This window comes from Streptomyces sp. NPDC054786 (assembly GCF_053611685.1).
In genome coordinates this window covers 1-13,551 of the sequence record NZ_JBSHAW010000061.1, presented here as the reverse complement: position 1 = coordinate 13,551, position 13,551 = coordinate 1, and the positions used below count along the sequence as shown (strand labels likewise).

Genomic DNA, 13,551 nt, shown 5'->3' with positions numbered 1-13,551 from the left:
CCCGGTCCGCTTTCCTGGCAGGTCGTGGGGTGACGAGCGAGAATGCCAGGTGTGATCGTGGACTGCGCCATCTACCGGGACGGCCGCCGCACCGACTGTGCGACCGACTTCTCCCGTGCACTGGAGGAGGCGCGGGCCAAGGGGGACGCCTTCCTGTGGCTGGGGATGCACGAGCCGACGGAGAAGGAGTTCGAGCGCGTCAGCAGCGAATTCGGGCTGCACCCGCTGGCCGTCGAGGACGCGCTCAAGGCGCATCAGCGGCCCAAGCTGGAGGTCTATGACGACTCACTGTTCATGGTGCTGAAGCCGATCACCTACGACGACGAGGCCTCCACGGTGACCGCGTCGGAGGTGATGGTCTTCCTGGGCAACGCGTTCGTGGTCACCGTCCGGCACGGTGCTGCCAGCCCGCTGGCGGCGGTGCGCCGGCGGCTGGAGGAGCACCCGGAGATCCTGCGGCACGGCCCGGGGGCGGTGCTGTACGCCGTCTGTGACGCGGTGGTCGACCACTACATCGACGTGGCCGCCGAACTCCAGCTGGATCTGGAGGAGTTGGAGGCGGAGGTGTTCGCGCCGGTGCGCAGGGACACCAAGAACACCGCGGCCGAGATCTATGCGTTCAAGCGTGAGGTGCTGGAATTCCGGCGGTCGACCGGCCCCCTGGCCGGGCCGATGACGCTGCTGCAGAACCCCGGGGTGCCGTTCGTGCACGACCACGCCCGGCCGTTCTTCCGCGATGTCGACGACCACCTCACCCGCGCCAACGAGTCGGTGGAGAGTCTGGACCGGCTGCTCTCGGACATCCTCGCCGCCCATCTGGCGCAGATGGGCGTACGGCAGAACGACGACATGCGAAAGATCTCGGCCTGGGCGGCGCTGGCGGCGGTACCGACCCTGATCGCCGGCATCTACGGCATGAACTTCGATCACATGCCGGAGCTGAAGTGGCGCCTGGGCTATCCGGCGGTTCTGCTGGTGATGGTCGTCATCGAGGTGTCGCTGTACCGGCTGTTCAAGCGCCGCGGCTGGCTGTGACCCGGCGGTCCCGGCGGCCGTACGCACCAAGGGCTCAGACGAACTCCGGCGCCGAGGTGGCCGGGCCGCCCAGTGCGTTCCGGCGCTCGGGCATCCGGAGGCTGACCATCCGCCGCCAGCCGCTCAGCCGCTCATAGCCGTACATCGTCCGGATCCCGGCGGTGAGCCCGCCGGATTTCGTCTTCGGCCACTTCAGGATGCGGCCCATGTGGTCCATCACGGCCAGGCTGACGTCCCGGTAGACGACGATCTCGGCATGGGCGCTGTCGTGCAGGATCCGCTGGATGGTCCGGCCGTGGCCGAGGCGGGCCAGCCGCAGCAGCTCCTCGTGGCAGTAGGCCAGATGATTGTCCTCGTCGTGGGAGATGATCCGGATCGCCTTGCCCACCTCGGGGTGGTCGCCGAAGTGCTTGTTGAGCATCACCATCTGGTCGGCGGCGCGCTGTTCGGTGACCCGGCTGTGGGCGAGGTAGGTGATGATGTCGAGCTCGGTGAGCGGCTGGTCGCGGCGCAGCTTGTCGTGCGCCAGGCCGATGCCCTGCCGCTCCAGCAGCGCGGTGTAGTCGGTCTCTTCGGGGACCTCGGCGGGTGTCAGGCCGCGCTTGCGCATCAGGGCGTGGAAGATCCGGCCGTGTTTGTCCTCGTCGGCGGCGTGCCGGGTGACCTTGGGCGCCAGCTCGCGCAGCGAGGCGGGCATGAGTGCGGCGATCCGGCCGTTCTCCCAGCCGCCCTGGGCCTCGCCGCTGGCCGCGATGGAGCAGAACAGGCGGTAGGAGTCGTCGTTGTCGACGATCTCCTCGAACAGGCTTCGAGCCGAGAACATCTGCGCCACCTCCGAACGGACACACCCGTAAAGGACAAGTCAAATGGGGTGTTCCGTACGAGGCAACCGGAGCCTTCGGCCGTACGGCCGTCCGGGCGATGTCTGTCCTGGCGGCAGGCGTAACCCGTGCGCTCACCGCCGCGTTGTGCTGCCTGACGGCCGTGGCGGGGTGGGTCCCCCGAGCCCCCACCACGGCCGCGGGCTCGGCCGGCCCGGCGCTGCGGGCGCCGGGCCGTGTGCGGCACTTCCCGACGGGCACCGCTGCGAGCCGTCGCCTCCGCGAACTACGCCAGACCGGCCCGCTCCAGGGCCTCGGTGCCGGCCCGCAGCGACGCCAGGCGGTCCTCCAGGGTGAAGCCCGCCGGGGCCAGCGTCAGGGTGGTCACTCCGGCCGCCGCGTAGGCCTGCATCCGCTCGGCGATCCGCTCGACGGAACCGAGCAGCGTGGTCTGGTCGATCAGCCGCTCCGGGATCGCGGCGGCGGCACCTTCCTTGTCGCCGGACAGGTACTTGTCCTGGATCTCGGCGGCTTCCTTCTCGTATCCCATCCGCTGGGCCAGCTGGTTGTAGAAGTTCTGCTTACGGCTGCCCATCCCGCCGACGTACAGGGCGGTGTACGGGCGGAACATGTCGGCCAGCGCGCTGACGTCGCCGTCCGCGCCCAGGGCCAGCGGCAGCGTCGGACAGACGTCGAAGCCGTCCAGCGTCCTGCCCGCCTTCTCGCGCCCGGCCCGGAGGTGCGAGATCGCGGTCTCCTCCAGGTGGTCGGCGGAGGGGAAGATCAGCAGTGCGCCGTCGGCGATCTCACCGGTCTGCTGCAGGTTCTTCGGGCCGATCGCGGCGATGTAGAGCGGGATGTGCTCGCGCTGCGGGTGGACGGTGAGCTTCAGCGGCTTGCCGGGGCCGTCGGGCAGCGGCAGCGTCCAGTGCTCGCCCTGGTAGGACAGCCGCTCGCGCGACATGGCCTTGCGGACGATGTCCACGTACTCGCGGGTGCGCGCCAGCGGCTTGTCGAACTTGACGCCGTACCAGCCCTCGGAGACCTGCGGCCCCGAGACGCCCAGACCCAGCCGGAAGCGGCCGCCGGAGAGCGAGTCCAGGGTCGCGGCCGTCATCGCCGTCATCGCCGGCGTACGCGCCGGGATCTGGAGGATCGCCGAGCCGATATCGATGCGCTCGGTCTGGGCGGCGACCCAGGAGAGCACCGAGGGGGCGTCGGAGCCGTAGGCCTCGGCGGCCCAGCAGACGGAGTAGCCCAGGCGGTCGGCCTCCTTTGCCACCGCGAGATTGTCGGAGTCCATCCCGGCGCCCCAGTAGCCGAGGTTGATGCCAAGCCTCATGCCGCTCCCCTTACCGATCAGTAACGTCGCTGTTCCGGGGACTGTAGCGCGCGTCCCCGCCGGCCGTCATCGGCGGGTTGTCCACAGGTCCCCTGTTCCCGGCTCCCGGCCAGTAATCTCAAGGCCCATGGAGCAAAGGCACCTCGGCCGTACGGGCCTTCGCGTGTCCCGTCTCGGGCTCGGCACCCTGAACTGGGCCCGCGACACGGACGAGCAGGAAGCCGCCGACCAGCTCAAGGCGTTCTGGGAGGCCGGCGGCACCCTTGTGGACACCGCCGACATCTACGCCGACGGCGGCGCCGAGTACCTCCTGGGCCGGCTGACGGAAGGGCTCGTTCCGCGCGAGGACCTGGTCATCGCGACCAAGGCCGGCAGCGTCCTGGAGGCGGACCGCCGCGTCGACGGCTCCCGGCGCCATCTCCTGGCCGCCCTGGACGCCTCCCTGGAGCGGCTGGACACCGACTACGTCGACCTGTGGCAGCTGCACGCCTTCGATCCGCACACGCCGCTGGAGGAGACCCTGCACGCCCTCGACCTGGCCGTCACCAGCGGCCGGGCGCGCTATGTGGGGCTCTCGAACTTCTCCGGCTGGCAGCTCGCCAAGGCGGCCACCTGGCAGCTCGCGGCGCCCGGTCTGCGCAACCGGCTGGCGAGCACACAAATGGAGTACTCCCTGCTCCAGCGCGGCATCGAGCGGGAAGTGCTGCCCGCGGCCCTCGATCTCGGCATCGGCCTGCTGCCCTCGTCGCCGCTCGGGCGGGGCGTGCTGACCGGCAAGTACCGCCATGCGACCCCGGCCGACTCGCGTGGCGCCTCGGAGCATCTGGCGCCGTTCGTCGCGCCTTATCTCGATGAGACCGCGGGCCGGGTCGTCGAAGCGGTCAGCACCGCCGCCGACGGACTGGCCGTCACCCCGCTCCAGGTCGCGCTCTCCTGGGTACGCGACCGCCCCGGAGTGACCGCGCCGATCCTGGGCGCCCGCACGGAGCAGCAGCTCAGAGCCGCATTGTCAGTGGAGACCCTTAGTCTTCCTGACGAGATCCGCCGGGCGCTGGACGATGTTTCGGCTCCGGTGCACCACTACCCCGATCACGACTGGAGCACGCTGTGAGCACCGACCGCCTGGCCGGCGAAACCCCGCCCGAGCCGGAGGCCGCGCCCGGGACTGCGGATGCCCAGACACCCGATGACGCCGCGGCGCCGGACTCCTCGGCGCCCGGCGCGGACCCGGCGACTCCGGAGGACTCCGCCGCACCGGGCGAGGACGCGTCGGGCGAGGACGCGTCGGGCGAGGACGCGTCGGAGAGCGGGCCGGCGCCCGCGGCACCCGGCGCCGAGGACCGGACTCCGGACTCCGGTGCGGGGCAGGACGCTCCCGTGTCCGCGTCGGCCAAGTCGACCGCGGACGCGCTGGCCGCGGCGGTACGGGCGGTGGAGAGCGGCGAGCGCTCGGCCGCTTCGTTCTTCAACGAAGCCCCCCGCCCCGCCAAGCCGGCCACGCCCGCCGCCCGTCCCGCCGAGGGCGCCCCGGAAACCGGCAGTCGCGCCCCGCAGGACGGAGCCCCCGGCCCCGCCCCGGAGTCCGCCCGGCCGCACACCGCACACGGAGCCGACGGCCCGGCCCGTCCGCCCGTCGCGGACGCCGGCACCACGAGCCCCGCCGCCGCACCGGCTCCGGCCGGCCCGGCCCCCGCCCCCCGCCCCGCCGTGGCCACGGCCCCCGGGATCGAGGGCGTGCGGCAGGTCCTCGCGGCGGGCGGCGCCCCGGAGACGCTGGCGGAGCCGGCCACGGAGGTGCTCGGGGAACGGGCGGCCGAGGCGCTGAGCGAAGACCCCTGGCAGCTGCTGGGCGTGCCCGGGGTGCGCCCCGAGCAGGCCGACGGCTTTGCGCGGGCACTGCTCGGCCCCGCCTGCGGGCCGGGCGACGAGCGGCGCGCACAGGCACTGGTCGGCTGGCTGCTGGAACAGGCCGCCGTCGCGGGGCACTCCGCCCTGGAGGCCGCCGCGCTGCGCGCCGCGCTCGCCCAGCGCTCGGTGCCCGACCCCGATGACGCCCTGCAGACCGCCATCGCGGACGGTGCCGTGCTGGTCTTCCAGGACGCGGTCGAGGAACCGGGCCGGGCGCGTCCCGCCACGGGCACCGACGAGGAGGAGCAGCCGGTCCGGATCCTGCTCGGCCTGGACCGGTTCGCGATGGCCGAGGAGAGCGTCGCCGACGGTCTGGCGCGGCTGCTGAACACCTTCGAGGCGGTGGCGGAGCCGGAGCAGGAGACCGCGGCGGACGCCGAGGGAGCCCGCGGCGAAGCGGCGGACGAGGAGCCGGCGGGCGCCGACGGGAGCCCGTCCGCGGAGAGTGCCGCCCCGGCCCCCGACGCCGAAAGCACGGGTACGCCCCCCGACGCCGACGCCATCACCGCTCCCGTGCCCGTACGCCCCTCCGCCGCCGCCTGGGAGGCCGCGGCGGCCGCCGCACCATCGCCGTCGGCCGCTGAGCTCATCCGCTCCGCCGCACACAGCGGCCTGGTGGCTCACACCGGCGCCGAGGCGGCCCGCGCCGAGCCGGCCGCGCTGATCGCCGCGGCCCGCTCGCTGGGGCTGCGGGCGTTCGGCGCCACGCACACCGAGAACGGCCGCCGGCGCCTGGCCGCGCACCTCACCGAGACCGCACCGGACGCCGCCGGCGCCGGATCCATGGACCCCGGCGCGGCCGCGGTGACCGTGTCCGGCCTGCTGTCCGGGCAGCAGGGCCCGGGCCGGGACGCCGACGGCGCCCTCGCGCTCGATCTGCTGGTGGTGCTGGACGCCCCGCAGCTGGATCTGGAGACCGCCGCGCTGCTCGTCGAGTCGCTGACCGACGGGACCCGCCTGGTGCTCAGCGGCGACCCGGGGGTGCTGTGGTCCGCCGGGCCCGGCCGGCTGTTCGCCGACGTGCTCGCGGCCGGCTTCTGCCCTCAGATCGCCTCCCGTACCCCGGACTTCGGCCCGATCGGCGAGCTGGTGTCGGGCATCGGCATCGGCGAGCTGAGCCAGGTCGAGGCGCCCGGCAAGGAAGTGGTGATCGTCCCGGCGCGGGATGCCGGGGAGGCGGTGCACCGCACCGTCCAGCTGGTCGCCGACTCCGTGCCCCGGGCGCTCGGCGTCCCCGCGGAGCAGACCCAGGTCATCACCGTCGGCCACGGGGGCGCGGCCGGCACCCGCGCGCTGAACACCGCCCTCAAGGAGCGGCTCAACCCCGGCCCCGGCCGGTTCGGCGGTTTCGACCCCGGCGACCGCGTCGCCTACGCCCCGGCCCCCGGCCGCACGGTCCCCGGCACGGTCACCGGCGCGGACGCGTCCGGGCTGCATCTCGACTGCGACGGCACAGCGGCCGTGGTGTCGCGCGAGCAGGTCGCTGCGGGAGCCGTACGCCACGGCTGGGCGCTCACCGCACATCAGGCGGCCGGGATGCGCTGGCCCGCCGCGGTGGTGGTACTGCCCGGCGACGCCGCCGGCGGGCTGACCCGCGCCTGGGTCTACACGGCCTTCAGCCGGGGCGAGCGGCATCTGTCGGTCGTCCAGGGCGTCGACCAGGCGCTTCCCCAAGCGGTCACCGACGTCCCCGTCAAGGAACGCACGACCCGGCTGCGCACCCTGCTGCAGCACAGTGTGCAGAGCGCCGGGGAGCCGTCGGCGGCCGGCTGAGCAGGTATCCACCCACTCCCCCCGCGGGCGTCCCACCGCCGCTGCCCCGGTCCGTCAGCAGCATCCTGCCGACGGACCGGGGCAGCGGTCCCTGCGGGTCAGGGTGCGGCGGCGAGGCAGCGGGCACCCCGGCGCGGCCTCACCTTTCGTTGTCGAGCGACTCCAGACCGTCGTCGCTCAGTTCCTCGTCGAAGACCGCGCTGACGTCGAAGCGGCACACCACCCGTTGCGGGTCTGCCTGATCGAACGGTGCGGACAGCCACTCCCCCGGCTCGGCCGGGTCGTCGGCGGCCGCCACCCAGAGGGTGGAATCGCCCTCCTCCAGGCCGAACTCCTTGTGCCGGGAGGCGATCTCGTCCGGTTCGAACTCCCCGAAGAGCACGCCGAGCGCCGCATGCACGCTGGTGCCGACGACCGCGGCGGCGTCGGCACCGCTGCCCGCCTCGTCGGCGGCGTCCGGATCGAGATCGGCGATGCGCTGGGCCTGATGCAGCAGCCGCTGCGGTTCGGCGACGGTGTAGTCGCGCCGGATCAGCAGACTCAGCGCACTCGGCTCCTCCGGACCCGCGTAGGCGGGCAACGCGTCACTCCCGGGGATCTCGAAGGGGGTGACCTCGTCATAGGTGTCGTACAGCAGCTCGTCATAGACCTCAGCCGCCGCGGCGAGCTCGTCGAACGCGGCGTAGACAGCCGGATCATCCTGCCCCGAGCGGCGTTCGACCGCGTCGAGGTGACGGTCCAGCGCGGCTTTGACCGCCTCGGCGGCGGCACGTACCTCGGCAGCGGAAGGCTGCGCAGCATCAGACATAGTGCAGACGCTATCCGTACCAGGGCCGGTCCCGCACAATAGATGCGATGCCGGAATACGAATTCTGCGATGTGTATGTGCCTCGGGGCGTGTCCCGGAAGGCCGCCACACGCCTGCTGACCGACCATGCCGAGTACGGACACTGGGAGTTGGACCGACTGCGCCTGAACCCGGACGGAAGCCGCAAGGTACGGCTGCGCCGCCGGATCATCCGCCAGCTCCGCGCCACATGGTGAGCGCCACCAGCGCCTGAACACGGCAGAGCGGGCCCCGCTCGGCAGGGCCCGCTCCGTGAAGCGCCGGTGCGCTATCCGCTACTGCTCACCGACGGGCGGTGCGCGTCTTGCGGTAGAGCAAGGCGCCCCCGAGCAGCATCCCGGCGCTGACCGGAATCGCATAGCCGACCGCTCCGGCACCCGTCTGCGCGAGGTGCCCGACAGGCTTGGGAGGCGTCACGATCTGGCTGTGCCCCCCGGTCTGCGGATGCGTCACCGGGGAGTGCGGCATCTGCTGGCTGGGCTTGCCCGGCTGATGCGGCTTGCCGGGGTGGTGCGGCCTGCCCGGCTGATGCGGCTTGCCGGGGTGGTGGGGCTTGCCGGGGTGATGCGGCTTCCCCGGGTGGTGCGGCCGTCCCGGGACGTGCGACGACCCATTGGCGCAGTGGTTGCCGAAGGCCGGGTTCAGCAGCCCGGCCGCCGAGACATTGTTGCCACAGGCATTCACCGGTACGTCGACCGGAGCCTGAACATTGTTGCCCGACCCGACACCGGGCGAGTGCGCGGCGCCGCCGGCGGCACTCGCACCGCCCTGGTGTCCGCCCTGGTTGTGGTGGCCACCGCGGCCACCGACACCGTTGGCGCAGTGGTTGCCGAACGCGGGGTTCAGCAGCCCGACGACATTGACGGTGTTACCGCAGGCGTTCACCGGTACGTGCACCGGTACCTGAACATTGTTGCCGGATCCCACGCCGGGAGAGTGCGCCGCGCCTCCGGCGGCTCCCGCGTCGGCCTGTGCATAGCCGGCGGCCATGGCGAGTACGCCACTGGCGGCCGCCATGGTGATCAGGCCCTTTCGCGCGACCTGTCTCATAGGTTGTTCCCCTGCCTAGTGCCTTACAGGAATACGGACAAGCGATCCTTGGAGAGATCCACCGGTCCGCCGAAATACCCAGCGGCTCCGGAATGCGTGGCACGCCTTCCGGAGCCGGGCCGAGTCAGACCCTTACGGGTGCAAATACAACGCCAAAGGACGCCAGAAGGTCACTTGTTGACGCAGCCCGCGCCGAACGCGGGGTTCAGCAGCCCGATCACGGAGACCGTGTTGCCGCAAGCGTTCACCGGAACGTGCACCGGCACCTGGATGGTGTTACCGGAAATCACACCAGGAGAGTTCAGGGACGCGCCCTGGGCACCCGAGTCGGCAACGGCCAGGCCCGCACCGGCGAGCACCACACCACCGGCAACTGCTGCAGCGGCGACGACCTTCTTGATCATTATTCCTCCTTGTAGGCAATACGATCCCAGCCGCGGACCGCACTCACTGCAACGAAGAAAATGCTGTTGAAGCTACGAACACATCGGCGCTTTCACTCTTTTCAGCGAAGCCGGCGCGAAAGGCAGGTAATCCGCGCCGAATTCAGCTCTGGCCGATGAACCGATCGAGCACCCGCACCCCGAACTTCAGTCCGTCCACCGGCACTCGCTCGTCCACACCGTGGAACATTCCTGCGAAGTCCAGCTCCGGCGGCAGCTTCAGCGGGGCGAAGCCGAATCCGCGGATCCCGAGATCGTCGAAGGACTTGGCGTCCGTACCGGCGGAGAGCATGTACGGCACGGCCCGCGCGATCGGGTCCTCGGCCTGCAGCGCCGACTGCATCGCGTCGACCAGCGCACCGTCGAAGGTGGTCTCCAGCGCCTTGTCGGCGTGGACGTCCTCCCGCTTGACGCGCGGGCCCAGGATCCGGTCCAGGTCGGCCAGGAACTCCTCCTCGTGGCCCGGCAGGAACCGGCCGTCGACATGAGCGGTGGCCTGTCCGGGGATGACATTGACCTTGTAGCCGGCGCCCAGCTGCGTCGGGTTGGCGGTGTTCTTGAGCGAGGCGCCGATCAGCTTGGCGATACCGCCGAGCTTGGCCAGCGTGGCGTCCATGTTCTCGGGGTCGAGCTCGGTCCCCAGCGCGTCCCCGAGCTGGTCGAGGAAGGAGCGCAGCGTCTTCGTCACCCGCACCGGGAACTCGTGACGGCCCAACCGGCCGACCGCCTCGGACAGTTCGGTGATGGCATTGTCCTTGTGGATCATCGAACCGTGACCGGCGTTGCCGTCCACGGTCAGCTTCATCCAGTGCATGCCCTTCTGGGCCGTCTCGATGAGGTAGAGCCGCACCTGCTCGTTGACGGTGAAGGAGAAGCCGCCGACCTCGCTGATCGCCTCGGTGACGCCCTCGAACAGATGCGGGTGGTGATCGACGAGGTAGCGCGCGCCGTAGGTGCCGCCCGCCTCCTCGTCCGCGAGGAACGCCAGCACGATGTCGCGCGGGGGCTTGCGCCCGGTGCGCAGCCGGTCACGGACGACGGCCAGCGTCATCGCGTCCATGTCCTTCATGTCGACGGCGCCCCGGCCCCAGACGCAGCCGTCGGCGATCTCGCCGGAGAAGGGGTGGTGGGTCCAGTCGTCGGCATTGGCCGGCACGACGTCGGTGTGCCCGTGGATCAGCAGCCCGGGCCGCGAGCGGTCCTCGCCCTCGATCCGGGCGACGGTCGAGGCGCGGCCCTTGTGGGACTCGAAGATCTGCGGTTCGAGGCCGACCTCGGCGAGCTTCTCCGCGACATACTCGGCGGCGGCCCGCTCTCCCGGTCCCGAGTGGTCGCCGTAGTTGCTGGTGTCCATCCTGATCAGGTCCCGGCACAGGTCGACGACCTCGTCCTCGCCGGTGACCGTACGGGCCGGTTGCGACTGGCTCATGCGGAAACCTCGCTTCGCCCGGCCCCGCACTCGCAGGGCACGCACCTCTCGATCGTTCGCTCGCGGAGCTCGCTCATGCCGAAACCTCGCTTCGCTCGGCCCCGCATTCGCGGGGCACGCACCTCTCGATCGTTCGCTCGCGGAGCTCGCTCACAATGCCTCCTCTGGCTTCACGGCCGCGTCGCGCGCCCCGAGGAGGGCGGCCCGCGGCGGGGTCCACCGCCATCCTCCACCCGGCACCCACTCCGCCCAAGGCCGCAATACTCCCGACATGCCCTGGTCACAGGGGCGCATCAGGCCGCATGCGGGGGTGATCGACCACCCGCGAACGTTTGCTATTGTTTTCCACGTCGGAACGGCCCAGGCCGCACCGGCAGACACCTTGTCCGGGTGGCGGAATGGCAGACGCGCTAGCTTGAGGTGCTAGTGCCCTTTATCGGGCGTGGGGGTTCAAGTCCCCCCTCGGACACCATCGTGCACAGAGGTGCCGGCTGATCTTCAGTCGGCACCTTTTGCGTTTCCTGGGCGCGGGCCGCCGTGCGGGGCTGGGCGGGCGGGAGCGGTCCCGGCCGGCGCTTTGCCTTGCGGGCCCGGCTGGGGTTCTCTTGCCGGGTGAGACGCAGATCCCCGGTTCCGCCCGCCCCGCTCCCCCAGCGTGCCGGTATCGATCCCGTACGGGTGCGGCTGCCCGCCGATCCGGACGGGGTGTGGGGCACGGTCCGGGATCATCTGCTCCACCGGTTCCAGGGGGCGATCGGGGCGCGGCAGGTGGACGCGATGCTGGGTGCCGGGCGGTTCGTCGGGGTCGGCGGGGCTCTGAGCGGGGGCGAGCCGTACGAGCCCGGACGGTATGTGTGGTTCCACCGGGACTTCGCGCCGGAGGTGCCGGTGCCGTTCGAGGTGCGGATCGTCCACCGCGACGAGCGGATCGTGATCGCCGACAAACCGCACTTCCTCGCCACGACGCCGCGCGGGCGGCACATCACCGAGACCGCACTGGCCCGGCTGCGGCGCGATCTCGCGCTGCCCGCGCTGCAGCCCGCGCACCGGCTCGACCGGCTGACGGCGGGGCTGGCGCTGTTCGTCGTACGGCCCGAGGACCGGGGCGCGTACCAGAATCTGTTCAGCGGGCGGCGGGTGCGCAAGGAGTACGAGGCGGTGGCGCCGTACGACGGGACGGTGGCGCTGCCGGTGACCGTGCGCAGCCGGATCGTGAAGGAGCGCGGGGTGATGGCCGCGCGGGAGGAAGCCGGTGCGGCCAATGCGGAGAGCCGGATCGAGCTGGCCGAACGGCGGGGCGGGCTCGGGCGGTACCGGCTGCTGCCCGCGACCGGCCGTACCCATCAGCTGCGGGTCCATATGAACGGCCTCGGGCTGGCGATCCTCAACGATCCGGTCTATCCGGTCGTCGGGGACCCGGACCCGGACGACTTCACCGCGCCGCTCCAACTGCTGGCGAAGGCACTGGAGTTCACCGACCCGGTGGACGGCCGGACGCGGCGGTTCGAGAGCGGGCGGCGACTGGCGGTGTGGGACTCCGCCCCGATGGCGTGATCGTGGGACCTGGGTGCGGGACGCCACTTGTGCCGGCCGCTCGGACGGGGCTCACGGACGGCGGCGGGGGCGGCGGTGCGCGTACGGATCGGGATCGAGCGGGACACGGAGACCGGAGAGGCGGCGCAGTCGCTGTCACGTGGCTGAGCGGTGATCCCGAGGTGCTTGCCGGGGCCGGGCTGTCGCCGGTGCGGCGGGCCGAGGCGCCGGGGCCGATGGGGCCGGTGCTGGGACGGCGGCGTCCTGGCGATCGCCGTGAGTGTGGTGGCGATCGCCGCCGCGTCCTACTTCTTCCTGGTGGAGTTCGAGACCGCCAACCGCTTTCTGCAGTCCGGCGCCTCGCACCGGTGGGCCTGGTACGTCGCGTTCGGACTGGCGATGACCCTGGTCCGGCTCTACTTGGAGATCCTGCGGCTGCTGTCGTACCTCCGCTGGTGGTGACGGTGCGGCCGTGATGTCCTCCCCCACTGAATTTCGGGTGCGGACGGCCGCCGGACGTGCCTAAGGTGCGCCGGTCGGTGGAGTGGTGAGAGGGGCTGGCGGACGGATGCTGATCTTCGATGCCGATGACACGTTGTGGGAGAACAATGTGGTCTTCGAGCGGGTCATCGAGGAGTTCCTGGAGTGGATGACCCACCCCGGACTCGACCGGGCCGGGGTGCGGGCCGTGCTCGACGGGATCGAGGCGGCGAACGCGGTGACCCTCGGCTACGGCAGCAAGGTGTTTCTGCACAGCCTCGGGGAGTGCGTGGCGCGGCTGCGGGGGCGGGCCGCGACGGCCGAGGAGTCGGCGCGGATCTCCGGATGGGCGGCGGCCTTCGACCGGGACCGCGTGGAGCTGATGCCGGGGGTGGCCGAGACCCTGGCCGAGCTGTCCCGGCGGCACGAGCTGTTGCTGTTGACGAAGGGCGACACCGAGGAGCAGGAGCGGAAGGTGGCGGCCTCCGGGCTGACCCGGCACTTCCGGGGCATCCACATCGTGGCGGAGAAGAACACCGCCACCTACGAGGAGCTGACCCGCGCCTACGGCCTGGCGCCGGCCTCGGCACGGATGATCGGCAACTCCCCGAAGTCGGACATCCTGCCGGCCCGTTCCGCCGGTCTGAACGCGGTGTTCATCCCGCACGACCACACCTGGGTCCTGGAGCACGGCGAGCTCGACCCCGCCGACGAGAAGGTACTGCGGCTGTCGGCGTTCGGTGAGTTGCTGCGGCACTTCTGAGAGGGGTGAGGGACGTGACGGTGGTGGGACCCAAGGTGTCCTGGGACTGCGGGGCGGGAGCCCGTGCCCGGGGCCCGGTCGCCCGCAGCGCTGACCGCGGGCGGCGGGGCGGGGGCGTCCCCCCGCC

General features: G+C 71.8%; 13 protein-coding genes and 1 tRNA gene. 8 read left to right on the top strand and 6 right to left on the bottom strand.

The genetic code is table 11. The features are described 5' to 3' along the window. Window positions 1–42 precede the first annotated feature (42 nt). Window positions 43–1,035: a magnesium/cobalt transporter CorA gene (corA, locus tag ACWGI6_RS34925; protein ID WP_453271223.1), complete on the top strand. Its 993-nt coding sequence runs from the start codon at window positions 43–45 to the stop codon at window positions 1,033–1,035. Between the two features lie 34 nt (window positions 1,036–1,069). On the opposite strand, the gene ACWGI6_RS34920 is transcribed toward corA, so the two are convergent. Further along, window positions 1,070–1,858 (bottom strand): ferritin-like domain-containing protein, encoded by a 789-nt coding sequence (locus ACWGI6_RS34920; RefSeq protein ID WP_453271222.1) that lies wholly within the window; start codon window positions 1,856–1,858, stop codon window positions 1,070–1,072. 284 nt (window positions 1,859–2,142) lie between these two features. Continuing rightward, window positions 2,143–3,198 (bottom strand): LLM class F420-dependent oxidoreductase, encoded by a 1,056-nt coding sequence (locus ACWGI6_RS34915; protein ID WP_453271221.1) that lies wholly within the window; start codon window positions 3,196–3,198, stop codon window positions 2,143–2,145. A gap of 127 nt (window positions 3,199–3,325) precedes the next feature. Between ACWGI6_RS34915 and ACWGI6_RS34910 the strand changes: the two genes are divergently transcribed. After that, a complete protein-coding gene (locus ACWGI6_RS34910) occupies window positions 3,326–4,309 on the top strand; it encodes an aldo/keto reductase (RefSeq protein WP_453271220.1) in 984 nt (327 codons plus the stop codon). After that, the gene (locus ACWGI6_RS34905; RefSeq protein ID WP_453271219.1) at window positions 4,306–6,879 is read left to right on the top strand and encodes a helix-hairpin-helix domain-containing protein; all 2,574 of its coding nucleotides are present in this window, start codon (window positions 4,306–4,308) and stop codon (window positions 6,877–6,879) included. The genes ACWGI6_RS34910 and ACWGI6_RS34905 overlap by 4 nt, the downstream gene beginning before the upstream one ends. Window positions 6,880–7,018: 139 nt before the next feature. On the opposite strand, the gene ACWGI6_RS34900 is transcribed toward ACWGI6_RS34905, so the two are convergent. Continuing rightward, window positions 7,019–7,687, bottom strand: coding sequence for a hypothetical protein (locus ACWGI6_RS34900; RefSeq protein WP_393906946.1), 669 nt, complete (start codon window positions 7,685–7,687; stop codon window positions 7,019–7,021). A gap of 47 nt (window positions 7,688–7,734) precedes the next feature. Between ACWGI6_RS34900 and ACWGI6_RS34895 the strand changes: the two genes are divergently transcribed. Further along, window positions 7,735–7,923 (top strand): DUF5703 family protein, encoded by a 189-nt coding sequence (locus tag ACWGI6_RS34895; RefSeq protein WP_006607658.1) that lies wholly within the window; start codon window positions 7,735–7,737, stop codon window positions 7,921–7,923. An 85-nt stretch (window positions 7,924–8,008) separates the two neighbouring features. Here the strand turns inward: ACWGI6_RS34895 and ACWGI6_RS34890 are convergent, their stop codons facing one another. The 3 genes from ACWGI6_RS34890 to ACWGI6_RS34880 form a co-directional block, all read right to left on the bottom strand. Further along, a complete protein-coding gene (locus tag ACWGI6_RS34890; RefSeq protein WP_453271218.1) occupies window positions 8,009–8,776 on the bottom strand; it encodes a chaplin in 768 nt (255 codons plus the stop codon). Between the two features lie 170 nt (window positions 8,777–8,946). Continuing rightward, on the bottom strand, window positions 8,947–9,180 hold the full coding sequence (locus ACWGI6_RS34885) for a chaplin (RefSeq protein ID WP_393906949.1): 234 nt from the start codon (window positions 9,178–9,180) through the stop codon (window positions 8,947–8,949). A gap of 142 nt (window positions 9,181–9,322) precedes the next feature. Beyond that, the gene (locus tag ACWGI6_RS34880) at window positions 9,323–10,648 is read right to left on the bottom strand and encodes a M20/M25/M40 family metallo-hydrolase (RefSeq protein ID WP_453271217.1); all 1,326 of its coding nucleotides are present in this window, start codon (window positions 10,646–10,648) and stop codon (window positions 9,323–9,325) included. Between the two features lie 384 nt (window positions 10,649–11,032). On the opposite strand from ACWGI6_RS34880, the gene ACWGI6_RS34875 reads away from it, so the two are divergent. The 4 genes from ACWGI6_RS34875 to ACWGI6_RS34860 all read left to right on the top strand — a co-directional run bounded on the left by ACWGI6_RS34875 (window position 11,033) and on the right by ACWGI6_RS34860 (window position 13,424). Further along, window positions 11,033–11,120 (top strand) — tRNA-Leu (locus ACWGI6_RS34875). 140 nt (window positions 11,121–11,260) lie between these two features. Further along, window positions 11,261–12,202 (top strand): pseudouridine synthase, encoded by a 942-nt coding sequence (locus ACWGI6_RS34870; RefSeq protein ID WP_453271216.1) that lies wholly within the window; start codon window positions 11,261–11,263, stop codon window positions 12,200–12,202. A gap of 150 nt (window positions 12,203–12,352) precedes the next feature. Continuing rightward, on the top strand, window positions 12,353–12,643 hold the full coding sequence (locus ACWGI6_RS34865) for a Bax inhibitor-1/YccA family membrane protein (protein WP_453271215.1): 291 nt from the start codon (window positions 12,353–12,355) through the stop codon (window positions 12,641–12,643). A gap of 106 nt (window positions 12,644–12,749) precedes the next feature. After that, complete coding sequence (locus ACWGI6_RS34860; protein ID WP_453271214.1) at window positions 12,750–13,424, top strand: HAD family hydrolase; 675 nt, start codon at window positions 12,750–12,752, stop codon at window positions 13,422–13,424. Window positions 13,425–13,551: the final 127 nt, after the last annotated feature.